The following is a 25,809-nucleotide window of genomic DNA, read 5'->3' on the forward strand; positions in this document are numbered from 1 at the left end:
TAGCGGTCGCGGCCGCACTCGCGTCCCCGGTTGCCGCGCTGCCCGCCGCGGATTCGGCGCTTGCGCCCGGCTTGGTGACCGAGCTCGCGGTCGCGGCGGCACTCGCCTCGCCACGCGTCGGGCTGCCCGCCGCTGACTCAGCCGTCGCGCGCGACTTGGTGGCTGCGGTCGCGCCCGCGTCGCCGGTTGCCGCGATGCCCGCCGCGGATTCGCTCGCGCCCGGCTCGCCGCTCAGTGCGGCCGGTTCGATGCCCGGCTGCGCTGCCGGGGCCTCGCCTGGCCGGGTCTCCGCGGATGGATGCGGCGTGGCGTAATACGCGGCCTCGACCACCACCCGGCCGTCGTCGGCGCTCACCATTGCCAAGCCCAGGTCCGCGTCCGCGAGCTCGGCTGCCCTGGCTACGACCGTGTCCAGCACCGCGCCCGGGTCGTCGCCGGACAGGGCGGTGCTCGTGATCTCGGTGGCGGCGGACAGCGCCCGCGCGGCAAGCGTCGGATCCATGAGTTCCGTCATTATCGCGCGGCGGGCGGGCGGCCCGGCAAGCACACGGCGGGAATCGATCACGGCACCGGCACCCGCGCCACCACCCGGCCGTCGCGGACCTCGAGCACCACGTCCGCGTTGTCCGCTTCGTCGGCTCGGTGCGTCACGTGCACGACCGTCCGGCCCGCCAGCGCCTCCCGCAGCTGCGCGCGCACCACCCGCGCCGTCGGCTCGTCGAGGTGTGCGGTGGGCTCGTCGAGCAGCACGAGCCCCGCCGACGGCGCCCCGAGCAACGCCCGCGCCAGCGCGACCCGCTGGGCCTGCCCGCCGGACAGGCCGCTGCCGCCGCTGCCCAGCAGCGTCGCCGGGTCGAGGTTGTCGAGTGCGGCCTGGCGCAACGCCTGCCGCAGCTCGGCTTCGGATGCGTTCGGGCGCGCGAGCCGGAGGTTCTCGGCGACCGTCGTGGCGGCGAGCATCGGCTCCTGCGGCGCCCACGCCACCCCCTCCGGCACGACAACCGCGCCACGCCGAGGTGTCAGAAACCCCAGAAGCGCGGCGACGAGCGTCGACTTGCCCGCGCCGCTCGGGCCCACCACCGCGGCATACGTGCCCGGCGCCAGGTCGAGATCAACCTCGCGCAGCACCACGGGACCGTCCGGCCAGCCGAGATCCGCTCCCCGCAGCACCACCCCGGCGCCGTGCTCGGCCTCAACCGCACCGGACGCCGGTGTGTCGGCCAGCCGCTGACGAGCGCGTCGCAGGGTGTCCCAGTGCTGCGCTACCGGCGGGAGCAGCGCCAGCACCTCCGCCACCGCCAGCGGCACCAACGCCAGCACGGGCGCCAGGACAGGGTCGAGCCGTCCGCTCGAGACCGCTTGGGCAGCCAACGCCGTGCTCACGACCGTCGCCGCGCCGCAGACCAGCGTCACCAGCGCTTCCGCCGCGCCCACGCCGAAAGCCTGCCGACGCGCCTGCGTCACCAGCCGGGTGTCGGCGTCCGCCAACGCGCGGCGGTGCTCCCTAGCCGTGCCGAAGGCGAGCAGCTCGGCCGCCGCCTCGAACAGCACCAAAACCCTCGACGCCACTTCGCGACGGCCGACCGCCAGCACCGACGTCGCCCGGCGTTCGGCGCGCAAAGCGACCCACGGCGCGCACAACCCCAGCGCCACCGCCGCCGCGAGGGTCAGCCCCGCCGCGGGCAGCACCCACGTCTGGACGGCGATCGCCCCGGCCGCGACCAGCGCGACCACCAGCGGCGGCGACACCACGCGCGGCAGCAGGTCGCGCACGGTGTCGACGTCGGCGACCAGCCGGCGCTGCCCCTCCCCCGCGCGCAGGCTCCGCGCTGGCCCGAGCCGCACCAGCGAATTCCACAACCGCACCCGCAGCCGGCCGGCGATGCGGAACGCGGCGTCGTGCGTGACCAGCCGTTCGACGTACCTGAGCCCGGCGCGGCCGAGCCCGAACGCGCGCACACCGACCACGGCGACCGTCAGGGTCAGGATCGGCGGCTGCTGCGACGCCTTGGCGATGAGCCAGCCCGACGTCGCGGTCAGCGCCACCCCGGCCAGCAACGCCACCGCACCCAGCACGGCGCCACCGAAAAGCCGTCCGTCGAGGAGCGCGCGCCACCTCAGCGGCGCACTCGGAGCGTCCTCTGTGGACACCTCAGCGGCGACCGCGTCGGAAGTCGACATATCGACCGCAGCCGTGCGTTCGTGCGCTGCGATGACCGCCGCGGCGCCGTTGTCGACGGCGCGCTGCACCGCGTCGAGCACCAGGCGCGCGCTCGCTTCGTCGAGGTGTGCGGTGGGCTCGTCGAGCAGCAGCAGCCAGGCGCCCTCGCGCACCCGCTGCAACGCGCGAGCGACGGCGACGCGCTGACGTTGTCCCAGCGAAAGCTTCGCCACCGGCCGGTCCGCGAGCCCGGCCAGGCCGAGCTCGGCGAGCACCGCGTCCGACCCGGCTTCTTCACGGGCCGTGCCGCCGGTGAACACCGGCGACTGCGGCACCCACGCGACCTGTTCGCGCCAGCGCGCGAGGTCGGCGTCGGCGAGGTCGGTCGAGCCGACCGTGATGGCACCGTCGTGCGCCGGGACAAAACCGAGCAGGGCCGAGAGCGTGGTCGACTTGCCGCCGCCGCTCGGCGCGCGGAGCCAGACCGTCTCGCCGGGACGGACCGCGAACGTCTCGCCGTCCGGCGCGAAACCGCCGCGTCGGGCGACACGCAGGGACGACACTCGCAGCTCGCCGCGCGAAGGAACCGCGGTGCCGGACGCGGGAGCCGGCACGGCCAGCAGATCGGCGACGCGCCGGACCGCTTCGACGCCGTCCTCGCTGGCGTGGAACGCGGCGCCCACCGCGCGCAGCGGCTGGTAGCACTCCGGCGCGAGGATCAGCACGCCCAGCCCGATGGCCAGCGGCAGGTCGCCGCCGACGAGCCGGACGCCGATCACCACGGCGACGAGCGCGACCGACAGCGTCGCGATCAGTTCGAGCACGAACGCCGAGGAGAACGCGACCTTCAACGTCTTGAGCGTCGCGCGGCGGTGGCGTTCGGACAGCCCGCGGACGGTTTCGGCCTGCGCAGCCGCGCGACGGAAAGCGGTCAGCACCGGGAGCACCCGGACGAGTTCCAGCAGCCGGCCGGACATACGGTGGGTCGCGTCGGTCGCGCCCGCGACGCGCCCGGCCGTGTACTTGCCGACGAGGATCGCGAACATCGGGAGCAGCGGCACCGTCAGTGCGACGATCACCCCGGACGGCCAGTCGGCGAACAGGATCGCCGCGCCGGCGCCGAGCGGCACGACGGCCGCCGTCACCAGGGCGGGGAGGTATTCGCGGAAGTAGGCGTCGAGCGCGTCGAGGCCGCGGGTGGTGAGCGCGGTCAGCTCGCCGTGGCCGCGCCGGGCGATCCACTCGGGGCCGAGGCGCAGCGCGTGGTCGACGGCTTTCGCGCGCAGTTCACGTTGCGCCGTCGCGGCCGCGCGGGCGGAGACCGTGCGCACCGCCCAGCCGGTCAGCGCGCGCGTCGCGACGAGCGCGAGCAGCGCGGCCAGCTGGGCGGTGCGTCCCCCGGAGCCTGCTCCGACGATCGCCGCGAGGACGTCGGCGAGCAGGAACGCCTGGGCCACCAGCGCGGCGGCGTTGAGGAAGGCGAGGAATCCCACCAGGGCCAGCGCTCGGCGCACGGCCGGCACGAGGGCCGGCAGTGCGCCGAGCGGGCCCTTTCCCGGCCGCACCGAGTCCGTTGTGGACTCCGAGGCGGGAAGAGGAGCGCGGCCGGGAAGTTCGGTCATGGCGCGTGGACCGCCGGGATGTGCTGGGTGCCGATGCGCTTGCGGAACACCCAGTACGTCCAGCCCTGGTAGACCAGCACGGCCGGCGCGCCGAAGACGGCGACCCAGGTCATGACGGTCAGCGTGTACGGGCTCGACGCGGCGCCTTCGATGGTGAGCGTGTTGGCGGCGTCGAGCGTCGAGGGCAGGACGTTCGGGAAGAGCGCGCCGAACATCAGCACCGCGGCCCCGGCGATGACAACGCCGAGCGCGGCGAAGGCCTGCCCGTCACGGTCGGCGCGCAGCCGCAGCCAGGCGACGACCGCAGCGAGAGCACTGATCCCAAACGCGAGCAGTGTCCACAGATTGCCCGCACGCCACTGGACAACCGACAGGAACGCGACGATCGGCACCATCGCCGCCGGGAGCAGCTTGAGCGCCAGGCCGCGGGCGCGTTCCCGCAGTTCACCGCTGGTTTTGAGAGCGAGGAACGCGGCGCCGTGGGTGAGCGAGAAGGCGGTGACCGCGACGGCGCCGAGCAGGGTGTCCCACCGGAAGGCGGCGAACGCGGAGCCGACGCGGTTGCCTTCGGCGTCGAGCGGCAGGCCGAGGACGGTGGTCGCGAGGATGAGCCCGACGGCGAGCGGCGGGATCCACGAGCCGGCCATGATCACGCGGTCCCAGGTGCGGCGCCAGCGGTCGGAGTCGACCTTGCCGCGGTATTCGAAGGCGACCCCGCGGCCGATGAGGGCGAGCAGCAGGACGAGGAGCGGCAGGTAGGCGGCCGAAAAGAGGCTCGCGTACCAGGCGGGGAAGGCCGCGAACATGGCACCGCCGGCGACGATGAGCCAGACCTCGTTGCCGTCCCAGACGGGCCCGATGGTGTTGACCATGACGCGGCGTTCGGTGTTGTCGCGCCCGAGGATCGGCAGCAGCATGCCGACGCCGAAGTCGAAGCCTTCGAGGAAGAGGTAGCCCAGCCAGAAGAAGGCGATGACGATGAACCAGACGGTGGCGAGGGTCATCGGGACCCGCCTTTCGCAGGGTGGCCGTGAGTTATCCACATCCGGGCGAGTTGTCCACAGATTTGCTGTGGGTAACCCACGAGAGTGACCAATCCAATACTCATCGTGAACACCTCAGTACGCGAAGGCGAGTGTGTCGCCGTCGGCCTGGTCGGAGTCCTTTTTCTCCGGGGGCATCACCGCTTCGACGCCGCCGCGGATGTACTTGCGCATCAGGTACAGCTCCACCACTCCCAGTGCCGCGTACACCGTGGTCAGGGCGATCAGGGACGTCCAGACCTCGCCGGTCGTCAGCCGGGACACCGCCTGGGCCGTGAACATCCAGACCCCGTCCACACCGCTCGGGTTGGGGACCACCACGAACGGCTGACGGCCCATCTCCGTGAAGATCCAGCCCGCGCTGTTGCCCAGGAACGGGGTCGCCACGCCGAGCAGCACCAGCAGCGGGAACCAGCGGCCCGTCGGAATCCGGTCTCGGCGCGTCAGCCAGAGCGCCAGGAGGCCGATGCCCGCCGAGATCGCGCCGAAGCCGATCATCATGCGGAAGCCCCAGTACGTCACCGGGAGGTTGGGCACGTAATCGATCGGCTTTCCCGCGAGCGAGCCCAGCGAAGGGTCATTCGGGTAGTTCGTGCCGTACTTCGCCTGGTACTCCGTGATCAAGTCCTCGACGCCCTTGACCTCGGTCTTGAAGTCGTTGTGCGCCAGGAAGGACAGCAGCGCCGGGACGTTGAACGTCTTGACGTCCTCGCAGTTCGACCCCGCGACGTCGCCGATCGCGATGATCGAGAAGCTCGCCGGCTGTTCCGTGTGGCACAGGGCTTCCGCCGACGCCATCTTCATCGGCTGCTGCTCGAACATCAGCTTGCCCTGCGTGTCGCCGGTGATCGCCAGCACCGCGAACGCCGCGATGCCGACCCAGCCGCCGAGGCGCAGCGACGACCGCCAGACGTCCTGGTTGGTCCGACGCCGCCACAGGTGCCAGCCGGCGATGCCGACCAGGAACGCCGCCGCCACCGAGAACGCGCCGGCCAGGGTGTGCGGGATCGCGGCCAGGGCCGTGTTGTTCGTCAGCACCGCCCAGATCGAGTTCATCGTCGGCTTGCCGTTCTCGAACGTGACGCCGACCGGGTGCTGCATCCACGAGTTCGCGGCCAGGATGAAGTACGCCGAGGCCATCGTGGCCAGCGAAAACGCCCACGCGCACGCCAGGTGCACCTTCTTCGGCAGGCGGTCCCAGCCGAAGATCCACAGGCCGAGGAACGTCGACTCGACGAAGAACGCGACGAGCCCTTCCATCGCGAGCGGCGCGCCGAAGACGTCGCCGACGAAGCGCGAGTACGCGCTCCAGTTCATCCCGAACTGGAACTCCTGCACGATGCCGGTCACCACGCCCATGGCGAAGTTGACCAGCAGCAGCTTGCCCCAGAACTTGGTCATCTTCAGGTGCCGCGGATCGCCGGTGCGGACCCAGCGGGTCTGCATCGCCGCGACCAGGATCGACAGCCCGATGGTCAGCGGGACCATCAGGAAGTGGTAGACGGTGGTGATGCCGAACTGCCACCGCGCTAGCTCAAGGACCTCCACGTGGTCCAGCGTGCTCCGGCGGCCGGGACCCGACCAGTTCAAGTGGTCCCGTTCCGCCCAGGACCAACGTCCTGGGTGAGCTACGAACGGGTGAGTGCGAGCCGCGCCTCGTCGGCGACCGCCCGGCGCGGGCCCTCGTCACCCAGCTCGAGCACGTGCGCGAGCGCCAGCTCGTACGCCGTGTCGAACGCCTGGTCCGCGGCCACCGGGAGGTCCGGGCGGACGCCGACGCCTTCCCAGTTCTCCCCCGTCTCCGGGTGGAGCGACCGCGCGATCGACACGGTCACGTCGAGGTAGGTGTCCACTTTGTACTGCTCACGCGGGTGGGCGCCGCCGCGCGTGGCCTCCCCCACCGTCTTCGCGCGGCCCTGCTGCTGCAGGGAGAACGCGAGGTCCTCGCCGCCGGAGAACGTCTTCGGGCCGGTCAGCACCCAGACCGGCTTCGTGCCGCCGAACCGCAGGCCCGGGACGTACGGCAACGTCCACATCTGCGTTGTCCGGTGGCCCTCGCGCTCGTAGATGTCGAGGTAGTGGACCTGCTCGTCAACGAGGTAGGTCTGGAGCAACGCGCTCGTCCCGGGGGTGCCGCCGCGGTTGCGGCGCACGTCGAGCAGCAGCGCGTCGGTGGGCGCGAGCAGGGTCATCGCCGCCGCGATCGCGGGCCCGGCCAGCTCGGGCGGGTAGAGCAGCGTCGTGTCGAGGTAGCCGACGTTGCCCGGCAGCCGCCGCACCTCCGCGATGCCGAAGCCCTCGAGCTCGGCTTCGATCCGGAACCCCTCGGAGTTCATCGCCTCGTCGCCGTCTTCGGCCACCGGCTCGAGGTGGTGGCGCAGCCGCAGGTGCTGGTCGCCGTTCACCGACTGCAGGTCGGCTGTGACGAGCGTCGCGAATTCGGCGTCACCCAGACCGGCGTACGCGCCGTCGCCGAGACGCTGACGAAGCACCTCCGACAGCTTCGCCGCGACGTCGGGGAACACGTAGTGCTCCTCCAGCCGGCGGATGACCTCGTTGACCTGCGCGACACGCGCCTCTGACCCCATGCCCGTCAACCTACCGCAGGGCACAAACCAAAATTCGGCGCACCGAAGAAAATTGTGCGCCCCGGCTGGATGACAAATTCATGACCGCCGATCGGCCGAATTCGCGGAAGCCATCAGCTTGCGGCGTTCCGAATCGCCCCTTTATCGTTGCAGTGAAAGGGGCGAAATTACTCATGACTGCCGCGATGGTGGCGTTGATCAGCGCGTTCGGCCTGGTCCTCGCCGTGGAGCTGCCGGACAAGACGCTGGTTGCCACCCTGGTGCTGACCACCCGTTTCCGCGGCTGGCCGGTTTTCGCCGGAGTGTGCGCGGCGTTCGCCGTGCAATGTGTCATCGCCGTCGCGTTCGGCAGTGTGCTGACGCTGTTGCCGGACCTCGTCCTTTCCCTGGTCGTCGCCGCGATGTTCGGTCTCGGCTCTTTCATGCTCCTTCGCGAGGGATTCCGCGAAGGGGACGAAGCCGGCGACGACGCTTCGCGCGTCGGCCCCACGCCGCTGTCCTTCATGCGCTCCGCGATGACGTCCTTCGGGGTGCTCTTCGCCGCCGAGTGGGGTGACGCATCCCAGCTCGCGACGGCCAGTCTCGCCGCCCGGATCGGCAACCCCGTCGCGGTCGGCGTCGGCGCCTTCGCCGCGCTCGTCGTGGTCGCCGGCCTGGCCGTCTTCATCGGCGCGAAGATCCGCAACCGGATCCGGCCGAAGCTGATCCAGCGCTGCGCCGGGTTCCTGTTTGCCGGGTTCGCGGCCTTCGCGCTGCTGCAGCTCGCATTCTGAGCACGGAGGCGTACAGCTCCTTCACAGGGTCACGCGGTAACCTTTCGGGAACAAAAGGGTGAGGGCAAGGTGAACACCACCTTGCCCTCAGCCGTGTCCCCGACAGGCCAGGAGAACGCAGGTGACCGCAGCGAAGCCCCGGTCCGCCGCAGTCTCGCCGGTGCACGGCCGGCTGGCGCTCGGCGGGATCGGCCTCGCCGTGGCCATCTCGATCGACCTGCACCTGCGGCTGTCGGGCCAGGTCAGCCCGGTCTGGCAGACGCTGTCGGAGTACGTCTACGGCCGGCTCGGGCACGGCTCGGCCGCGCCGCTGTTCAGCGTGATGTGCCTGGCGCTCTCCCTCGGCTCGGTCGCCCTGCTCGCCGGCATCGCCAAGGCGCACCGGCCGGGCACCACCGCCGTCTGCGTGCTGCTCGGCGTCTGGTCGGCCGGGCTGCTCGTGTGCGGGCTCGTGCCCGTCGACCCGGACGGGCAGGCGCGCACGCTGTCCGGGCAGGTGCACAACATCGCCGCGCTCACGGCGTTCGTCGCGCTGCCCGCCGCCGCGTTCGTGCTGACCAAGCGCGGCCGTGAGCGCTGCCCCTGGGAGCCGCGGCGGACGACGATCCGGCGGCTCGCGACAGCGAGCTTCGCCAGCATCGCCGTGGTGCTCGGCGGGTTCGTCATCACGCTCGTCGTCGGGCCCACGCAGCAGGACGTCACGCTGGGCCTGTTCGAGCGCCTGCTGTTCACCATCGACGTCGCCCTGCTGCTGACCATGGTCCGGCCGCTGCTGGCGGTCTCGCGCCGCTAAGCGCGCAGGATGTCCGCCAGCCGGACGGCGGCCGCGAGCACCTGCGGGCCCACCTCGGCCGCCTTGAGCGGCTCCATCGAGACGACTCCCACGCTGGCCTTCAGCCCCGGCACCCCGCGCACGGGCGCCGCGACGCCGGACGCGCCCGCTTCGAGCTCGCCGGCCGAGGTCACCCAGCCGTCACCGCCGGGCCGCAGGGTCATCGCCTTGCCGGCCGCACCGGCGCTCAGCGCGTGCCGGCTGCCGACGCGGTAGGCGACGTGGAAGCTCGTCCAGGAGGGCTCGACGACGGCCACCGCAAGCGCTTGCTCCCCCTGCGCGACCGACAGGTGCGCCGTCGCGCCGACCTTCTCGGCCAGCTCGCGCAACACCGGGCCGGCCGCGTCCCGCAGCTGCGGCAGCACCTGCCCGGCCAGCCGGAGCAGGCCGACGCCGAGCCGCACCTTGGTGCCGTCGCGCCAGACCAGCCCGCGCTCCGACAGCGGCACGAGCAGCCGGTAGACGGCGGCGCGGCTGGCCCCGATGGCCACGGCCAGCTCGGAGATGGTCGCCGCGTCCCCGCCGGCGTCGGCGACCGCCTGCAGCAGCGCCAAGCCCCGGTCGAGCGTCAGCGACCCCTCCCGGCCGGTCACAGCAAGCCGAGTTCGCCCATGTCGGCGACCGGCTGCTCGAACGACGCGGCCGCGTAGGACGCGAAGAGTGCCCGGACGGCCTTCGCGGCCTGCTCGGACAACCCGCGAGCCTCGTCGGCCAGCGCTTCGGCGTCGGTCGACTCCAGCGCGCCCCGGACGTCGCCGCCGGAGAGGCTGCGCCCGGAGGCCACCAGCAGGTTGAGGAAGCCGTGGTGCACGAACCCGGTTCCCGGGTCCGCGTGCCGCACCGCGCGATGCAGGCTGTTCGTCGCCTTGAACGACGCACCGCTGGACCCGCTGACCACGGCGAGGAAGTCCGCGACCTCGTCGACGCTGGGGAAGTTCTCCCCGGCCTGGCCGCCGCAGCGGATCTTCGGCCAGCTGCCGTGCTCGATCACCTTGCGGACGCCGTCCAGCCAGCCGACGCCGCGGCGCGGCTCGACGACGCGGATGACGTCCTCGGGGACGAACTCCGAGACCCGCTCCAGCCAGACCTCGTCGACGTCCGACGGCGCGGGCATCTCGACCATCCGCAGCGCGAGCAGCTCACTGCGCGACTCGACGATCGAGATCGCCTTCGGCACGCCGCCGAGACCGGTGTCGATGATCAGCGACAGCGGCAGCGGCTGCTTCGGCTTGATCTTGATCAGCTCGGTGATCAGCTCGGGCAGCCGCGAGGCCTGACAGAGAAAAACCCCCAGTACACCCGCGTGTTCGGACTCCCGGCTCGCGAAGTGCGCGCGCAGGGCTTCGGGCATGGCCGCATCGCCCGGAGGGAACAGCGCCGAGTCGTCGACGAGCCTCGCGAACAGGGGAGGAATCCCACGGGGGCCGGGGGGCGTGAGTTCCACAGCGCTTGACACGAATGACACGCTAGTAGCGTACGACATGAGGACAAAATCGTTCGCACAGCGGACGCGTCAGAAGGGGTTGTCGATGCCTTACTACCGGCGGGTAGGCGAGATCCCGCACAAGCGGCACACCGCGTTCCGGAAGCCGGACGGCGGCCTCTACGCCGAGGAGCTGATGGGCGTCGAGGGCTTCTCCGCCGACTCCGCGCTGCTCTACCACCGCGGCCTGCCGACGGCGATCGTCGACGCCGTCGCCGTCGAGGAGGACCGCGGCTCGCTCACGCCGAACCACCCGCTCAAGCCGCGCGCGTTCAAGACGCAGGACCTCAAGTTCGACACCGACACCGACGCCGTGACCGACCGGCGGCGGCTGTTCGGCAACAACGACGTCACCATCGGGTTCGTCACGGCGACCGCGCCCAGCCCGCTCTACCGCAACGCGGCCGGCGACGAGCTCTTCTACGTCCACGGCGGCTCCGCGACGGTCGAGACGATCTACGGCAGCCTCGAGGTCGGCGACGGCGACTACCTGGTGATCCCGACGTCGTGCACCTACCGCGTCCTGCCCCACGGCGAGGTCAGCCTCTTCACGCTCGAAGCGCGCGGGCACATCGGGCCGCCGAAGCGGTACCTGTCCGCGAAGGGCCAGTTCCTGGAGCACTCGCCGTACTGCGAGCGCGACGTCCGGGGCCCGTCCGAGCCGCTGCTGGAAGACGGCGAGGACGTCGAGGTGCTCGTGCGCCACCGCGCCGGCCTGACGCGCTACACGTACGCGACGCACCCGTTCGACGTCGTCGGCTGGGACGGCTGCCTCTACCCCTGGGTGTTCAACATCGACGACTTCGAGCCGATCACCGGGCGCGTGCACCAGCCGCCGCCGGTGCACCAGACGTTCGAGGGCCCGAACTTCGTGGTCTGCTCCTTCTGCCCGCGGAAGGTCGACTACCACGAGGACTCGATCCCGGTGCCGTACAACCACGCGAACGTCGACTCCGACGAGCTGATGTTCTACGTGCGCGGCAACTACGAGGCCCGGAAGGGCTCGGGGATCGGCGTCGGCTCGCTTTCGCTGCACCCGTCCGGCTTCACGCACGGCCCGCAGCCAGGCGCGGCGGAGGCGTCGATCGGCGCCGAGTTCTTCGACGAGACCGCGGTCATGGTCGACACCTTCGCGCCGCTGGAGCTCGGTGAGGCCGCCGACGCGTCCGAGGACCCCGGTTACGCGTGGACGTGGTCGCGCCGCGGGCCCAAGAGCTGACGGCGGGGCCCCTCCCCGCGGTCGCGAGGAGGGGCCCGATCGCCGGATCAGGCGTCGTACCAGCCGTAGTTGGTGACGACGCCGTGGCCGTAGCAGTTGCCGCCGAAGATCCAGTAGCCCGGACCCTGTGCTGGGCCGTAGACGTCGGCGCCGTCCGAGCAGTGCGTCCACGCGCCGCTGCGGCCGTAGTCGACCCGCACGTTGGCGGTCCAGTCGTCGCTGTCGAGGTGGGTGGTCACCCAGCTCGAGACGTGGTTGGTCAGCACGCCCGAGCCCGGCAGCGCCGAGTGCACGGTCGGGTTCTTCGGTGCCTCGGCGGCCGCGGCCGTGGCGGCCCCCGCCAGCCCGAGCGCCCCGACCACGGCGACCACCGCGCCGGCCCGCTTCATCGTGTTGCTGTTCATCGTTCCCCTCCAGTGTTGTGGTGCTCTGACCACTTCCCGGTCTAGTGCGTTGGGGTTGTTCTGTCCGGTCCGGTGGACAGCGAACGACAACCCGCGAACAATGGAATACGCCAAGGGGGGTGGCGTAATGCCGCGTGGGGAACGGCCGATCGATACGGACGACGAGGTTTTGTCACAGTTCGCCGGTGATTTACGGCGATTGCGCGATAAGGCGGGCAGCCCGCCATATCGCGAACTGGGGAAACGGGCGCATTACTCGGCGGGGACATTGTCCGACGCCGCGGGCGGGCGGAAACTGCCGACGCGCGCGGTCGTTTTGGCTTATGTCCGCGCCTGTGACGGGCCGGTCACCGAGTGGGACGAGCGGTGGCACGAAGTCGCGGCGGAACTGGCGCGGCGAAGACGTCCGGCGCCCGGCGCCGGGGATCCGCCGTACCTGGGCGCGGCCGCGTTCGGCGCCGGGGACGCCGCGCGGTTCTTCGGCCGGGAGGACGTCCTGGACCTGCTGCGGCGACGGCTGGCGGCCGAACGGCTCCTGGTCGTCTCGGGGCCGTCCGGCTGTGGTGTGACGTCGGTGCTGCGGGCGATTCCGGGCCACGGCGTCTTCCTGCGGCCGGGAAAACGGCCAGGGGAAGAGTGCGCGGCCCGGCTCGCGCCGCTCACCGGGACGTCGGCGGTCCGGCTGCGCGCGGAGCTCGCGGCCGACCCGGTGAACCTGCACCTGCGGATCCGGCAGGCCCTGCCGCCGGAGGCCGAGCTCCTGCTGGTCGTCGACCAGTTCGAGGAGGTCTTCGCCGCCGACGAGCGGGAACGGGCGTGGTTCTTCGCCGCGCTGATGCACGCGGCGCAGGCCCCGGCGCGGGTCGTCCTCGGCGTGCGTGACGACTTCGTGGACTCCTGCCTCCGGCATCCCGTTCTCGGCCCCGCCGTGCGCGACGCGCTGGTGCCGCTGGGTCCGTTGGCTCCCGCTCAGGTGCGCGCCGCGCTCACGCGGCCCGCGGCGGACGCCGGCCGCGGACTGGAGAACGCGCTGGTCGCGACGCTGATGGCCGAGGTCGCGCGGCAGCCGGGAGCGTTGCCGTTCGCGACGGAGGCCCTGCGCCGGACCTGGCGGGAGACTCCGGGAGTCACGCTGACGCTCGCCGGTTACGACGCCGCCGGCGGCATCAAAGCCGCGCTGGTCAGCGCGGCCGAAGCGGTCTACGGCCGGCTCTCGCCGCCGGAGAAGTCCGTGGCCAGGGACCTGTTCCTGCGCCTGGTCACCTTCGGTGAAGGCACCGCGGACACGCGGCGGCGCGTCCCGCACGCCGAGCTGGACTCGACGCTCGTGGAGCGGTTCGTGCGGGCCCGGCTGGTCACGGCCGACCGCGCGGGGCTGGAGCTGGCGCACGACGCGCTGATCGACGGCTGGCCCCGGCTGCGCGGCTGGCTGACGGCGGACCGCGGCGCGCTGCGCGTCCACCGACGGCTCACCGAGGCGACCGCGCTGCGGGAAACCGCGGGCGGCGAACCGGCCACGCTTTACCGGGGCGCGCGGCTCGACGAAGCGCTGACGTGGGGGCAGCGGGCCGACGCGCGGCCGAACGCGCGGGAACGCGGGTTCCTCCAGGCTTCGGTGCGGCTGCGCGGCGCCGAAGAAAGGACGCACCGCCGCAGCGCCGTCCGGCGACGCCGGCTTTCCGCGGCGGCCGCCGTTTCCGCATTGCTCGCCGCCGCTTCCACGGCGACGGCGGTTCTGCAGCACCGCCGCGGCGGGCGATCGAGGGTTTCGACGAACGCATAGTTGTGAATGCGAAACAAAAAGGGGTGGCGGCAAAAAGGCCGTCACCCCGCCCGCTGCTGGCGGTTTTCCGCGCAACGGTTCGGCAACACACCCCCGGCCACCCCGCTCCCGCCGGATAATGGTCATCCGACGTGAAGTGGGGGTTCGATGATCAATTCCCAGCCTGCCCGCCGAAAGAGAAAGATTCTCCCCTTCCTGGCCGCCATCGTCGTGGCGGCGGGACTGATCATCGGGATCCGGGCCTGGACCAGCGGCTCGGACGAAGCCGACGCGCCGAAGTGCACCGGCTCGGACGCGATCGCGCTGAACGTCGCATCGTCGCCCGAGAAGGTCGGCATCGTCCAGGAGGTCGCGAAGGCCTACTCCGGCCGGACGGTCGCCGGGCACTGCGTCGACGTCGTCGTGAAGTCGAAGTCGTCGGGCATCGCCATGCAGGCGCTCGCCAACGGCTGGAACGAGGCCACCGACGGGCCGCGCCCCGACGTCTGGACGCCGGCCGCGAGCGGCTGGGTCAACCTGCTGCGTGTCAACGCGAAGGGCGACACCGGGACGATCGTGCCCGACGGCGATCCGCAGTCGATCGCGAACTCGCCGCTGACCGTCGCCATGCCGAAGCCGATGGCCGAGGCGCTCGGCTGGCCGGCGAAGCCGATCGGCTGGAAGGACCTCGCCACGCTCGCGACCGATCCGGCGGGCTGGGCCAAGTACGGCCACCCGGAGTGGGGGAAGTTCCGGCTGGGCAAGACGAACCCGAACATCTCGACCGCCGGGCTGAACGCCACCATCGGCGCGTACTACGCGGCCACCGGCACGTCGTCCGACCTCACCGCGGCCGCGCTCGAGAAGCCCGAGGCCAAGCAGTTCGTCACGAACATCGAGCAGGCGATCGTGCACTACGGCGACAACACGCTGACGTTCCTGACGAACCTGCAGAAGGCCGACGACCGCGGCGCGGCGCTGTCCTACATCTCGGCGGTGACCGTCGAGGAGAGCTCGCTGATCGGCTACAACCAGGGCAACCCGACAAACGACCCCGCGAAGGTCGGCCAGCACGCGCCGCCGAAGGTGCCGCTCGTCGCGATCTACCCGGCGGACGGCACGCTCAACTCCGACCACCCGTTCGTCACGCTGAACTGGGCCGACCCGACCCGCAAGCAGATCGCCGCCGACTTCCTGAACTACCTGCGCGGGCCGGACGCGCAGCCGAAGTTCCTCAACCTCGGCTTCCGCACCTTCGACGGCAAGCCCGGCCCGCAGGCGACGACGGCCAACGGCGTCCAGGCGGACGCGAAGATCACCTTCCTCCGGCCGCCGGGGCCGTCGGTGCTGTCGAAGCTGCTCACGACGTGGACGGACCTGCGCAAGAAGGCGAACGTGCTGCTCGTCGTCGACGTCTCCGGCTCGATGGGGGAAGAGGCGAAGGGCACCGGCAAGAGCAAGATCGACCTGGCCAAGCAGGCCGCGATCGACGCGCTCGGCCAGTTCGTGCCGCGTGACCAGGTCGGGCTCTGGCAGTTCTCGACCCGCCTCGACGGCGACAAGGACTACCAGGAGCTGGTGCCGGTCCAGGCGCTCGGGACCAGCGGCAAGGAGACCCTCGCGATGCGGCTGAGCGGGCTGACCCCGCAGTCCGGCACGGGGTTGTACGACTCGTCGCTGGCCGCGTACGAGTACATGAAGGCGCACGTCGACCCGTCGGCGATCAACGCGGTGGTCGTGCTGACCGACGGCCGCAACGAGGACTCCGGCGGCGTCGACATCGAGCACCTGCTGCCGCAGCTGCGCCCGGAGGGCAACTCGGAGACCGTCCGGCTGTTCACGATCGCCTACGGCGCGGACGCCGACCAGGACGTGCTGAAGCAGATCGCGGAAGCGACCGAAGGATCGGAGTACGACTCGTCCAAACCGGACTCGATCAACCAGGTGTTCACGTCCGTGATCTCCAACTTCTGATGAAGTTCGCCCGTGAGCTCGCCGAACCGTGGGGACTGCTGTTCGCCGCCACCTCGGCGGGGGTGGCGTGGGCCGTGCAGCTGCCGGTGGTCGCCGCCGTCGGTATCGGCGTAGCGGTGCTCGCGGCTCGCGCGGGGGTGGCTTCGCTGGGTCGTGAGCCGGAGCCGGAACGGCGTGAAGCGCGGGTGCTCGACGTCGTGCCTGGCTCGTCCGAAGCGAACTGGCTGCGCCGAGCCGAGGGCGCGGCCGACGGGTTCGGCTCGCTCAGCGCGTCCCTGGACCCCGGCCCGCTCGCCGACCGCGTCGCGGACATGGAGCCGGTGGTCGAGGAAACGCTGACAACGCTCCGGCGGCTGGCCGGCCGCGCCTCGGCTACCGGCAACGCCCTCGCGCGCGTCGACCTCGAGGCTGTGACACGGGAACGGCGACGGCTGGAGAAGTCGCTGCCGTCGGCTCCCGAGGAGGTCCGCGGCGACCTCGAGCAGGCACTGGCGGCGGTCCAGGCCCAGGCGGACGTCCACGCACGGCTGTCCGGCGCGCGCGACAAGCTGCTGGCCCAGCTGCAGTCGGGGGCCCTCGGGCTGGACAGCCTGGTGGCGAGGGTCGCCGAACTGACGGCGGCGACCACGGACGTCGCGGTGGACACCGGCGCGGTGCGCGAGCTGAGCGACCAGCTGGAGGGCATCCGGCAGGGTGTCCTCGAGACGGAACAGGCGACGCGGAAATCCCTGGGCTAGTGCGCCCAGCCGGGCCGCCACGCGTCGGCCGCGCGCTCGCCCTTTCCGAGGTGTCTGCGCAGGGCCGCCAGCGCGGGGTGTGCGTTGCCTCGGCGCCAAACCAGCGAATGCGGATACACGGGCGTCGGACGCTCGATCGGGACGCGCCGCAGGTCGTGCTCCGCCGGCCAGAGAACTCGGCTTTCGGCCCCGACCAGGGTGGCCACCTTCGCCGACTCCGCGACCGTGTCGAGCACGACCTCGGTGCCGAAGTTCGGCCCGGCGGCGTCGATCGACAGCCCGAACGCGGCGCTGAACTCGGCGTAGTAGGCGCCCCACTCGGTTCCGGGCACAACGCCGGGCATCCAGATCCGGTGGCCGGCCAGCTCCGCCAGAGTCACCGAAGCCGCTGCGGCCAGCGGGTGCGCGGGTCCGCACAACAGCTGGAGCGGCTCATCGAACACCCACTGCGCGTCGAGGTCACCGGGGAGCTCGACGACGGCGCGGAACGACGCATCGACCGAGCCCTCCTGGATCGCGGCGATCGCGGTGTCGAACAGCGTGACGACCTCCAGCGCGACGTCCGGATGAGCCTCGTGGAACCCGCGCAGGAGCGCCGCCGGGCACAGCCGCCGGCCGATGACGTCGACCCGGAGCGGACCGGAGCGGACCGACGCAAGTGCTCGCGCCTCGGCGGAGAGCAGCTCGCGGGCGTGCGGCAGGAAGGCCGCACCCTCACGGGTGAGCACGGCTCCGCGCGCGGTGCGCGTGAACAACCGCGCCCCAAGCGACTTCTCCAACGCGGCGATGCGCTTCGACACGGCTTGCTGGGTGATCGAGAGGTCGGCCGCGGCGTCCTGGAACCGCCCCGTCTCCACGGCGGTGACGAAGGTGCGCACGGCAACGAGGTCCACAGCGGACGACTCTAGGGCGTGTCCGACAAAGGTTTCAGTTGCTCTCAGACGATCAATGGGCGTTGATCGAGGACCTGCTCCCGGTCCGCACCGGCGAACAGGTCCGCCGGTTCTCCGATGCCCGGGCGGGGGTCGAAGGGGTTTGTCGGTGCCGGCCGACTCGACGATCGCCCTAGGTGCGCTGCCCCGAGAGTTGCCTTCCCGGGCGAGCCGGACCGGGCCGCACAACGCGGGGTTGTGGCGCGCCGACGGCCCGGTTGTTTGATCCTCGTGGCCTCGCTTCGCTTTGATCCTCCGGTGATGCGCAGGCGGCTCGGGCGGCGGTTCAGGTGGCTGTGGACGGCTTATGCCGTGAGCGCGTTCGGGACCTGGCTCGGCTTCGGGGCCTTTCCCATGCTCGCGATCCTCGTGCTGCACGTCGGGCCCGCGGCCGTCTCCGCGCTCGCTGCCGTCGGGCCCGCTGTCGGGGCTCTGGTGGCCGTGCCGATGGGGCCCTGGGTCGATCGGCGGCGGAAGCGGCCGGTGCTCGTGGCCATGGACCTCGTCCGGTTCGCCGCATTGATCAGCGTGCCCGCCTGTTATGTCCTCGGGTCACTGAGCTTCGGACAGCTCCTCGTCGTCTCGGTGGTCGTCGCCGCGGCGGACATCACCTTCACCTCAGCCAGCGGTGCCTTCCTGAAGGGCCTGGTGCCGCCCGAAGATCTGCTGGTCGCGAACGGGCGGTTCGAGTCGACGAACTGGACCGCCACGGCGCTCGGCCCGCCGCTCGGCGGGGCCGCCTTCGCGCTCTTCGGGCCGGTGACGTCGGTGGCCGCCAACGCCGTCAGCTTTCTGCTCTCCGCGCTGGGGATCCGGGCGATCGGCGGCGGCGAACCACGGCCTCGGCAGACCAGCCGGCTGTGTGCGCGGGACCTCGCCGAGGGGTGGCGCACGATCCTGACGCACCCCGGGCTGCGGCCGCTGTACTTCAACGTCCTGCTGTTCAACGGCCTGATCATGGGCACCGAACCGCTGCTCGCCGTGCTGATGCTGAACCAGCTCGGGTTCACGCCGTGGCAGTACGGGCTCGCCTTCGCGGCGCCGTGCCTCGGCGGGCTCGCCGGTTCGCGGCTGACGCCACGGCTCGTCCAGCGGTTCGGCAAGCACCCGATCCTGCTGGTGTCCGGCGCCGTCCGGGCGTGCTGGCTGCTCGCGCTGGCCTTCCTCCCGGCGGGCGCCGGTGGGCTCGCCTTCGTCATGGTCGTCGAGCTCGGCTTGATCGTGTCCTGCAGCGTGTTCAACCCGGTGCTCGCGACCTACCGGCTCGAGCAGCTGCCGGCGGACCGCGTCGCGAGCACGCTCTCGGCGTGGTCGGTCAGCACCAAGGCGTCGATCGCCGCGCTGACCGCGCTGTGGGGTGTCCTCGCGAGCTTCACCGGCCCGCGCGTCGCGATCGGTGTCGCCGGGGTACTGGTGCTGGTGACGCCTTTGTTCCTGCCGCGCCGGGACCGGACGCCCGCTCAGCCGAGCCAGACCGTGCCGAGCACCGGGTAGCCGGGCACGCCCGTCTTCGCCGCGCCCGGCCTCGGGACTCCCGCGATCCACAGCCGGCCCGTCGCCGCGATGTTGGCCGCCATCGACGGGTCCGCCTTGTGCAGGCGGAAGCCGACCACGGTTCCGTCGGCCAGCATCGTCAGGCCGCTCAGCCGCGCCGCGCCGTGGCGGCCCATGCGGACCGGGCCGTCCAGGACCGCGCGCAGCTCCGTCCAGTGGTCCGCCGGGAGCGGACGGCGGTGGGCGACCGCTCGCAACGCCGTCACGAGCGCGCCGAGCAGCGCGCCCGCCGTGACGGTCAGCGCGGCCCACTTCGTCACCGGGAAGTCGTACCGGACCCACACCGCGAACCCGGCCAGGACCAGCAGGAACGCGGCCGTCGCGCGCAGTTCGCGGGCCATCCGGCGGCGGTGCGCGGCCAGCACGGGGTCGAGCCGCGGCGAGCCGGACGCCACCACGGGCGGCACGGCGACCGCACCCGACGGCGGCGCGTCGAAGATCCGGGCGCGACGCACCCGGACCACGCCGGAGAGGCCGACGAACACCTTCGGGCCGCGGCCCAGCAGCCACACCCGCCGGTGCCCGGCCAGCAGCAGCCGGTCCGCCTCGTCGAGCCGGACGCGCAGCCAGCGGCCGTCCGGCAGGCGGACGCCGACCGTCCGCCCGGCGGCGACCAGCCCGTCGGGCGCGATCTCCACCTGCCGGAACGGCTCCCGCTTCAGCCGCGTTTCCGGCACCCAGAGGTGCGCGCGGTAGAGCCACCACGTCACAACCGAGCCGGCCAGCGCGATGGTGCCCAGCGTCAGCGCGAGCCCGGCGCCGGTGAGGAACGGGGCGATCCCGACCAGCGGAAGGCCCCAGGTCAGCAAGCGGCCGTTCGCCGCGCTGCGGCCGATCCGGTCCAGGTACTCGCCGAAGATCGGCACGGCGCCGGACGGCATGGCGGGGTCGAACTCGAACGCGCGCACGCGTTCGGGAACCGGGACGATCTGCACGCTGGGCCCCCACCGTGTCGGCACTGGTCACCGGCCTTTTCGGGAAAGCGGTCATCGGCGTTACCCGATGCTCCGTTCAGCGGAGCGCCGACGTGACCGTCACCGCAACCGGGTGACTATCCAGACCATCGGATTCAGGTTAGGCTCACCTAAGTAGGAGGTGAGCCGTGACCGAGGCACCGACATCCATCCGCCGCCCGCCGGCACCGAACCCCGCCGAGCGCGCCAAGACGATCGCCACCCGCAACGGGCCGGCGTCGCTCATGCCGACGTGCGAACGCGCCGGTCTCGACGGCGAGCGCGTCGTCCCGGTCCTGCACCACGTGCACCACAGCGGGAGCGTCAGCGTGCTGCTGCCCGACGACCACCCGATGGTCGCCGCGGCCAAGCAGACCCAGCGCGGCGAGCTGGCCGTGATGGTCGAGCTCGCCGACCAGGCGCCGGTCGAGCTGCGGGAGCCGATCCGCGGGCTGCTGTGGATCACCGGCTGGCTGCGGCCGCTCTCACCGGTTTCGGCTCGCGCCCGGGCGGTGGCGATCGCCGAGTCCCGGCCGGACGAGCGGCTCCTCGACGTCGGCCACGGCGTGACACTGCTGCGGCTCACGCCGGCGTCCCTCGTGCTCGCCGACGCCGAAGGCACGCACTCGCTGCGCCCGCACATGTTCAGCGCGGCGCCGCCGGACCCGTTCCACGACTACGAGGCCCAGTGGCTGCGGCACCTGGAGAGCGACCACTCCGACGTCGTCGAGCAGCTGGCCAAGCACTTGCCGGCCGACCTACGCAGCGGCCGGATCCGCCCGCTCGGGCTGGACCGCTTCGGGCTGCGGCTGCGCGTCGAGTCCGACGCGGGTGACCACGACGTCCGGCTGGCGTTTTCGAAGTCCGTCGAGAGCCCGCCGCAGCTCGCGATGGAGCTGCGGCGGCTGGTCGGCTGCCCGTTCCTGCGGGGGACGTCAGGCTAGTTCGGCGGGGAAGCCGCCCTTGGCCAGCGGACCCCAGCTCTCGATCGTCACGCGGATGATGCTCTTGCCCTGCTTGACCATGGCCTCGCGGTATTCGTCCCAGTCCGGGTGTTCACCCGAAATGGCGCGGAAGTACTCCACGAGCGGCTCGACCGAGTCCGGGATGTCCAGCACCTCGGCGGTGCCGTTGAGCTGGACCCACTGGTCGTTCCACTCGTCGGACAGGATGCAGGCGGACACCTGCGGGTTGCGCTTGATGTTCACGACCTTGGCGCGCTTGGGGTAGGTCGAGATGACCAGCCGGCCTTCGGCGTCGACCCCGCAGGTGACCGGCGAGAGCTGCGGGCTCCCGTCGGCCTTCGTGGCCAGCAGGATCGCGCGGTGGCGGGTGGACAGGAACTCGACGAGAGCGGCGCGGTCGACGGTTTCATTGGTGGCGATAGTCCTGGGCATACCCCGAAGGTAGCGTGCGGACATGACCTTCACCGCGCGATCGTGGCTGGCCCCGGCCCGGCCGGACTTCCCCGTCACGATCGAGGACCCGCGGGAGCGCAAGGCGGTCAAGCTCGAGCTGCTGATCGTCTTCGGGATCACGCTCGGCCTCTCCGGCGTCAGCAGCCTGCTGTCCCTTGTGGACTCACTGCTGAAGCCGATCCCGCTGGCCCAGCAGCCGGCGAAGCTCAACGTCCCTCAGGCCACGCTGGGCCTGATCGACCTGCTCAAGCAGCTGCTGTCGGCGGCGCAGCTGATCGGCTGGGGCGCGCTCGGCCTGTACCTGCTGTGGCGCGCGGGCGTCAAGATCACGCAGGTGGGGCTGGACCGCACCGCGCCCCGCCGCGACACGCTCCTGACCGTGGTGCTCGCCGCGCTGATCGGGATCCCCGGCCTGGGGCTGTACTTCCTCTCCTACCACCTCGGGTTCAGCCTGGCGGTGCAACCGTCCAATTTGGGCAACACGTGGTGGCGGCCGATCACGTTGACGCTCTCCGCGTTCGGCAACGCCTTCGCCGAGGAGGTGCTCGTGATCGGGTACCTGCTGACCCGGCTGCGCCAGCTGGGCGTCCGCGAGAACAACGCGGTGTTCGGCGCCGCCGTGCTGCGCGGGTCGTACCACCTGTACCAGGGCTTCGGCGGGTTCGTCGGCAACTTCATCATGGGGCTCGTCTTCGGACGGCTGTGGCAGAAGACGAACCGGCTGTGGCCGCTGGTGGCCGCCCACACGCTGTTCGACTTCGTCTCTTTCGTCGGGTACTCGCTGCTCAAGGGGCACATTTCCTGGCTCCCCTGACTAAGCTCGGGTGGTGATCGACGAAACGACACCTCCCCGGGTGGACAGCGAAGTCGGACCCCTGCGCGCGGTGCTGCTGCACCGGCCCGGCAACGAGCTCAAAAGGCTGACGCCCCGCAACAACGACCAGCTCCTCTTCGACTCGATCCCGTGGGTCGACCGGGCGCAAGCCGAGCACGACGCGTTCGCCGACGTGCTGCGCGGCCGCGGCGTCGAGGTGCTGCTGCTGGCCGACGCGCTCCGGACGGCGCTGGAGGACGACCGCGCCCACACGGCGGGGGTGCACGCGGCGGTCGACGACCGGCGGCTCGGCGGCGACCTCGGCGACTCGCTGCGCTCCCACCTTTCCGGCGTCGACGCGACCGGTCTCGCCGAGGTGCTGATGGCCGGGATGACGTTCGAGGAGCTGCCGTCCGCCGAGGGCGCGTCGCTGGTGCGGATGATGAACCACCCGCACGACTTCGCCGTCGACCCGCTGCCGAACCTGCTGTTCACGCGCGACTCGTCGGCGTGGATCGCCGACCGGGTGGCGATCTCGTCGCTGACCATGCCCGCGCGCCGCCGCGAAACCGCGGTGCTGGACCTGATCTACGCCTACCACCCGTACTTCCGGCACGCGGCCCGCGCGTACGGCGCGCATTCGGCGCCGATCGAAGGCGGCGACGTGATGCTGCTGGCGCCGGGCGTGCTCGCCATCGGCGTCGGCGAGCGGACGACTGCGGCGGGCGCAGAGTCGCTCGCGCGGTCGGTGTTCGCCGACGGCATCGCGCACACCGTGCTGGCCGTGCCGATCGAGCAGTCCCGCGCGACGATGCACCTGGACACGGTGTGCACGATGGTCGATGCCGACGCCGTGGTGATGTACCCGCTGGCGCGCGACTCGCTCACGGCGTTCACGCTGCGCCCGACCGGCGACGGCGGGGTCAAGGTCGCCGGCCCGGCGCCGTTCCTCGTGGCCGCCGCCGAAGCGATGGAGATCGACCGCCTGCGCGTCATCGACACCGGGCTCGACCCGGTGACGGCCGAGCGCGAGCAGTGGGACGACGGGAACAACACCCTTGCGCTGGCGCCCGGTGTGGTTGTCGGGTACGAGCGGAACGTCGAAACGAACGAGCGGCTGGAAGCGGCCGGCATCGAGGTGCTGCCGATCACCGGTTCGGAGCTCGGTTCCGGCCGGGGCGGCCCGCGGTGCATGTCCTGCCCGGTCCGCCGCGACCCCCTCAAGTAATAGAGGTAAGCCTTCCCTTAATGCATTGTGCATTGAGGGAAGGCTTACTTAAATAAGGGTTGTCTTCTCTAGGAATGGTAACCCTAATAGGGGGTAGATCACCAGTCCGAAGTGGCTTTACCGCCAATCTTGACCTATTCTGGTTCGCATGGCCCTCACCAAGAAGAAAGAACCGCGCTCGAAGTTCTACGAACTGCTGCAGGCGCAGATCCACAACGAGTTCAACGCGTCCCAGCAGTACATCTCGCTCGCGGTCTGGTTCGACGCCGAGGACCTCCCGCAGCTGGCGAAGCACTTCTACAAGCAGTCGGTCGAAGAGCGCAACCACGCGATGGCGCTCGTGCAGTACATGCTCGACCGCGACCACCACGTCGAGATCCCCGGCACCGGCGAGGTGCGCAACGAGTTCTCCGGCGTCACCGAGGTCATCGAGCTCGCGCTCGAGCAGGAGAAGGAAGTCGCCACCGACATCTCCGCGATGGCGAAGGCGGCCCGCGCCGAAGAGGACTACATCAGCGAGCAGTTCACGCAGTGGTTCCTCAAGGAGCAGGTCGAAGAGATCTCCCAGATGAGCACGCTGCTGAACGTCGTCAAGCGCGCGAACGGCAACCTGTTCGAGGTCGAGAACCACCTGCACCGCGAGTCCGTCGGCGACGGCGGCTCCGACTCGCAGATGCCGCCGGTGGCCGGCGGGGCACTCTGACGTTCTGACTGCTTCCCACCACAGAAGCCGAAAACCCGGGCTCTCCCCCTGTGGACAGCCCGGGTTTTCGCATGCGGCCGGCGCTCAGCCGGCGCAGTCCTGGTTGACGCTCATGAGGCTGGTCTCGACGACCCCGCTCTCCCCGAGCCGGAAGTGGTAGTCGGCCGCGCCGCCGGCGGGAGCGGCGATACCGCCGGGCTCCTCCTTCGCGGCCGGGTAGGTGGCGAGGACGTCCGCCTTGGTGGACCCGCCCCCGATGCCTTCCGCGGTGTGCGCGACCTGCGCCGGGGTGACCACGGCCAGCCCGACGGTCTTCGAAATCACGACGGTCGCCGGCGCGGGCACTCCGCTGCCGTCCACCGTGTAGACACTGCAGGCGGTCCCCGCCTGGGTCTCGCTGAGCGTGACGGCCTGGGCGGTCACGTCGGCCTCGGACATGCCCAGCTTCAGCCGGCCGAAGCCGTCGGCGGCGAGCAGCGGGCCGCTCATCACGCCCGGCAGTGTCGACGGCTTCGGCGTCGACGGCGGCCGACCCGGCTTCGACGTCACCGCGGTCGGCGGCGGGGAGACCTGGATGTCGTGGGTGCTCGTGGGCCCGGGCGTCGACGGCTGAGGCTGCCGGCCGGGCGTGAGGTTCTCGGGTGGCTTGACGCTGATCACGGACCCGTCGGCGGACATCACCGCGGTGCCGTCTTCGGTGTGGAGGCGGACCATGGTCAGCCCGCCCGCCACGGCGACCACGGCCGCGGCGACCCCCGCCACGGCCTGCACGGCGTGCCGACGACGGCGCCGCCGTCGCGCACCGGCCACGATGACCGTGCCGGCGTCGGGTGGCGGCGGCAGGTCGAGCCGTTCGTCGGCGAACATCGCGCGCAGGCGCTGCTCCAGCTCGTCCTCGGAGATGTTCAACCCGCTGCACTCCCTTCGCCTTCGTCGTCGGCCGACTTCAACTTCATCCGCAGCGACGCGATCGCCTTGCTGGCCTGGCTCTTGACGGTCCCCTGCGTGATACCGAGGGCACCGGCGATCTCCGCTTCCGAGAGACCTTCGTAGTAACGCAGCACCATGACGGCGCGTTGCCGTGGCGGCAGCGTTCGTAACGCGCGCCACAGCGGCTCGTGCTCGAACGGGTCGGCCGGCACGTGCGGATCGGTGTCCGGCAGGTCGGCCACCAGGTTTTCGCGGCGCGTCCGACGCCACCGGCTCACGTGCGCGTTCGCCATCGAGCGGCGGACGTAGGCCAGCGGGTCGCCGGTCTTCTCGTGCACGTAGCTCCAGCGCGAGCCCATCTTTTCGAGCACGGTCTGGACCAGGTCCGCGGCGTCGTGCGGGTTGCCGGTGAGCGCGTGGCCGTACCGCAGCAACCCCGGCAGTGTCGCCTGCACGAAGTCGCCGAAGTCCACCAGCTCACCCGGCAACGTCGCGGCCCTCCCTCGGCCTGCGCTGGTCACCCAGGTATCTCCCCCGGTGAAGACGGGTGCCGCAGCGGTCACCGTATCGCCTCCCATCGGGGTCGGGTAGCCAGAAGCCGAGTCGCCTTCCTCCCCAACACGCATCACAGCCCCCTCAGGTTGCCTGCGTTCCCGCCTGGATTCGTAGACGCCCAGGC

The 25,809-nt window shown here is 71.5% G+C and carries 23 protein-coding genes and 1 pseudogene; 11 read left to right on the forward strand and 13 right to left on the reverse strand.

Translation table 11 applies throughout. The features are described from left to right. The 5 genes and pseudogenes from ACZ63J_RS14950 to ACZ63J_RS14970 all read right to left on the reverse strand — a co-directional run. Positions 1 to 502: pseudogene (locus tag ACZ63J_RS14950) on the reverse strand (hypothetical protein); the annotation flags it as partial. A 59-nt stretch (positions 503 to 561) separates the two neighbouring features. Then, complete coding sequence (cydD, locus tag ACZ63J_RS14955; RefSeq protein ID WP_465400944.1) at positions 562 to 3,783, reverse strand: thiol reductant ABC exporter subunit CydD; 3,222 nt, start codon at positions 3,781 to 3,783, stop codon at positions 562 to 564. Beyond that, positions 3,780 to 4,787 carry a cytochrome d ubiquinol oxidase subunit II gene (gene cydB / locus ACZ63J_RS14960; protein WP_465400945.1) on the reverse strand — a complete coding sequence of 336 codons (1,008 nt, stop codon included), beginning with the start codon at positions 4,785 to 4,787 and terminating at the stop codon, positions 3,780 to 3,782. The genes cydD and cydB overlap by 4 nt, the downstream gene beginning before the upstream one ends. Before the next feature lie 114 nt (positions 4,788 to 4,901). Then, entirely contained in the window at positions 4,902 to 6,374 is a 1,473-nt protein-coding gene (locus ACZ63J_RS14965; protein ID WP_465400946.1) for a cytochrome ubiquinol oxidase subunit I, read from the reverse strand. Positions 6,375 to 6,454: 80 nt separating this feature from the next. Next, a complete protein-coding gene (locus tag ACZ63J_RS14970) occupies positions 6,455 to 7,414 on the reverse strand; it encodes a S41 family peptidase (protein ID WP_465400947.1) in 960 nt (319 codons plus the stop codon). A 185-nt stretch (positions 7,415 to 7,599) separates the two neighbouring features. On the opposite strand from ACZ63J_RS14970, the gene ACZ63J_RS14975 reads away from it, so the two are divergent. Beyond that, positions 7,600 to 8,187, forward strand: coding sequence for a TMEM165/GDT1 family protein (locus ACZ63J_RS14975; protein ID WP_465439523.1), 588 nt, complete (start codon positions 7,600 to 7,602; stop codon positions 8,185 to 8,187). A 121-nt stretch (positions 8,188 to 8,308) separates the two neighbouring features. After that, positions 8,309 to 8,980 carry a DUF998 domain-containing protein gene (locus ACZ63J_RS14980; protein WP_465439484.1) on the forward strand — a complete coding sequence of 224 codons (672 nt, stop codon included), beginning with the start codon at positions 8,309 to 8,311 and terminating at the stop codon, positions 8,978 to 8,980. On the opposite strand, the gene ACZ63J_RS14985 is transcribed toward ACZ63J_RS14980, so the two are convergent. After that, a complete protein-coding gene (locus ACZ63J_RS14985; protein ID WP_465341719.1) occupies positions 8,977 to 9,612 on the reverse strand; it encodes an IclR family transcriptional regulator in 636 nt (211 codons plus the stop codon). The genes ACZ63J_RS14980 and ACZ63J_RS14985 overlap by 4 nt on opposite strands. Beyond that, complete coding sequence (locus ACZ63J_RS14990; RefSeq protein WP_465439525.1) at positions 9,609 to 10,463, reverse strand: hypothetical protein; 855 nt, start codon at positions 10,461 to 10,463, stop codon at positions 9,609 to 9,611. Before ACZ63J_RS14990 ends, ACZ63J_RS14985 begins: the two co-directional genes overlap by 4 nt. Positions 10,464 to 10,548: 85 nt before the next feature. Here ACZ63J_RS14990 and ACZ63J_RS14995 point away from each other — a divergent pair, with 85 nt between their 5' ends. After that, on the forward strand, positions 10,549 to 11,721 hold the full coding sequence (locus ACZ63J_RS14995) for a homogentisate 1,2-dioxygenase domain-containing protein (RefSeq protein ID WP_465400948.1): 1,173 nt from the start codon (positions 10,549 to 10,551) through the stop codon (positions 11,719 to 11,721). Between the two features lie 47 nt (positions 11,722 to 11,768). Here ACZ63J_RS14995 and ACZ63J_RS15000 read toward each other — a convergent pair whose 3' ends face one another. Then, positions 11,769 to 12,125, reverse strand: coding sequence for a hypothetical protein (locus tag ACZ63J_RS15000; RefSeq protein WP_465400949.1), 357 nt, complete (start codon positions 12,123 to 12,125; stop codon positions 11,769 to 11,771). Between the two features lie 268 nt (positions 12,126 to 12,393). Here ACZ63J_RS15000 and ACZ63J_RS15005 point away from each other — a divergent pair, with 268 nt between their 5' ends. From ACZ63J_RS15005 to ACZ63J_RS15015, 3 genes are all read left to right on the forward strand, one after another. Further along, positions 12,394 to 13,908, forward strand: coding sequence for an nSTAND1 domain-containing NTPase (locus tag ACZ63J_RS15005; RefSeq protein WP_465400950.1), 1,515 nt, complete (start codon positions 12,394 to 12,396; stop codon positions 13,906 to 13,908). A 147-nt stretch (positions 13,909 to 14,055) separates the two neighbouring features. Continuing rightward, complete coding sequence (locus ACZ63J_RS15010) at positions 14,056 to 15,861, forward strand: substrate-binding and vWA domain-containing protein (RefSeq protein ID WP_465400951.1); 1,806 nt, start codon at positions 14,056 to 14,058, stop codon at positions 15,859 to 15,861. Further along, positions 15,861 to 16,598, forward strand: a complete 738-nt coding sequence (locus ACZ63J_RS15015) for a hypothetical protein (RefSeq protein ID WP_465400952.1) — start codon at positions 15,861 to 15,863, stop codon at positions 16,596 to 16,598. The genes ACZ63J_RS15010 and ACZ63J_RS15015 overlap by 1 nt, the downstream gene beginning before the upstream one ends. Here ACZ63J_RS15015 and ACZ63J_RS15020 read toward each other — a convergent pair. Then, positions 16,595 to 17,491: a LysR family transcriptional regulator gene (locus tag ACZ63J_RS15020; RefSeq protein ID WP_465400953.1), complete on the reverse strand. Its 897-nt coding sequence runs from the start codon at positions 17,489 to 17,491 to the stop codon at positions 16,595 to 16,597. The two genes, ACZ63J_RS15015 and ACZ63J_RS15020, sit on opposite strands and share 4 nt — an antisense overlap. A gap of 297 nt (positions 17,492 to 17,788) precedes the next feature. On the opposite strand from ACZ63J_RS15020, the gene ACZ63J_RS15025 reads away from it, so the two are divergent. Continuing rightward, complete coding sequence (locus ACZ63J_RS15025) at positions 17,789 to 19,024, forward strand: MFS transporter (RefSeq protein ID WP_465400954.1); 1,236 nt, start codon at positions 17,789 to 17,791, stop codon at positions 19,022 to 19,024. Here ACZ63J_RS15025 and ACZ63J_RS15030 read toward each other — a convergent pair. Next, positions 18,991 to 20,019 carry a hypothetical protein gene (locus ACZ63J_RS15030; RefSeq protein ID WP_465400955.1) on the reverse strand — a complete coding sequence of 343 codons (1,029 nt, stop codon included), beginning with the start codon at positions 20,017 to 20,019 and terminating at the stop codon, positions 18,991 to 18,993. The genes ACZ63J_RS15025 and ACZ63J_RS15030 overlap by 34 nt on opposite strands. Before the next feature lie 167 nt (positions 20,020 to 20,186). On the opposite strand from ACZ63J_RS15030, the gene ACZ63J_RS15035 reads away from it, so the two are divergent. Then, the gene (locus ACZ63J_RS15035) at positions 20,187 to 20,981 is read left to right on the forward strand and encodes a DUF2470 domain-containing protein (protein WP_465400956.1); all 795 of its coding nucleotides are present in this window, start codon (positions 20,187 to 20,189) and stop codon (positions 20,979 to 20,981) included. Here ACZ63J_RS15035 and ACZ63J_RS15040 read toward each other — a convergent pair. Beyond that, positions 20,973 to 21,434, reverse strand: a complete 462-nt coding sequence (locus tag ACZ63J_RS15040; RefSeq protein WP_465306189.1) for a PPOX class F420-dependent oxidoreductase — start codon at positions 21,432 to 21,434, stop codon at positions 20,973 to 20,975. The genes ACZ63J_RS15035 and ACZ63J_RS15040 overlap by 9 nt on opposite strands. Before the next feature lie 22 nt (positions 21,435 to 21,456). On the opposite strand from ACZ63J_RS15040, the gene ACZ63J_RS15045 reads away from it, so the two are divergent. The 3 genes from ACZ63J_RS15045 (at position 21,457) to ACZ63J_RS15055 (ending at position 24,200) form a co-directional block, all read left to right on the forward strand. Further along, complete coding sequence (locus tag ACZ63J_RS15045) at positions 21,457 to 22,269, forward strand: CPBP family intramembrane glutamic endopeptidase (protein ID WP_465306191.1); 813 nt, start codon at positions 21,457 to 21,459, stop codon at positions 22,267 to 22,269. 40 nt (positions 22,270 to 22,309) lie between these two features. Beyond that, the gene (locus ACZ63J_RS15050; RefSeq protein WP_465401011.1) at positions 22,310 to 23,497 is read left to right on the forward strand and encodes an arginine deiminase; all 1,188 of its coding nucleotides are present in this window, start codon (positions 22,310 to 22,312) and stop codon (positions 23,495 to 23,497) included. Positions 23,498 to 23,645: 148 nt separating this feature from the next. After that, a complete protein-coding gene (locus ACZ63J_RS15055) occupies positions 23,646 to 24,200 on the forward strand; it encodes a ferritin (RefSeq protein ID WP_465341728.1) in 555 nt (184 codons plus the stop codon). 84 nt (positions 24,201 to 24,284) lie between these two features. Here the strand turns inward: ACZ63J_RS15055 and ACZ63J_RS15060 are convergent, their stop codons facing one another. Beyond that, a complete protein-coding gene (locus tag ACZ63J_RS15060; RefSeq protein WP_465400957.1) occupies positions 24,285 to 25,109 on the reverse strand; it encodes a hypothetical protein in 825 nt (274 codons plus the stop codon). After that, positions 25,106 to 25,618, reverse strand: a complete 513-nt coding sequence (locus tag ACZ63J_RS15065) for a SigE family RNA polymerase sigma factor (protein WP_465307012.1) — start codon at positions 25,616 to 25,618, stop codon at positions 25,106 to 25,108. Before ACZ63J_RS15065 ends, ACZ63J_RS15060 begins: the two co-directional genes overlap by 4 nt. Between the last annotated feature and the right edge of the window lie 191 nt (positions 25,619 to 25,809).

The sequence above is a fragment of the Amycolatopsis sp. NPDC104863 genome (assembly GCF_055582965.1).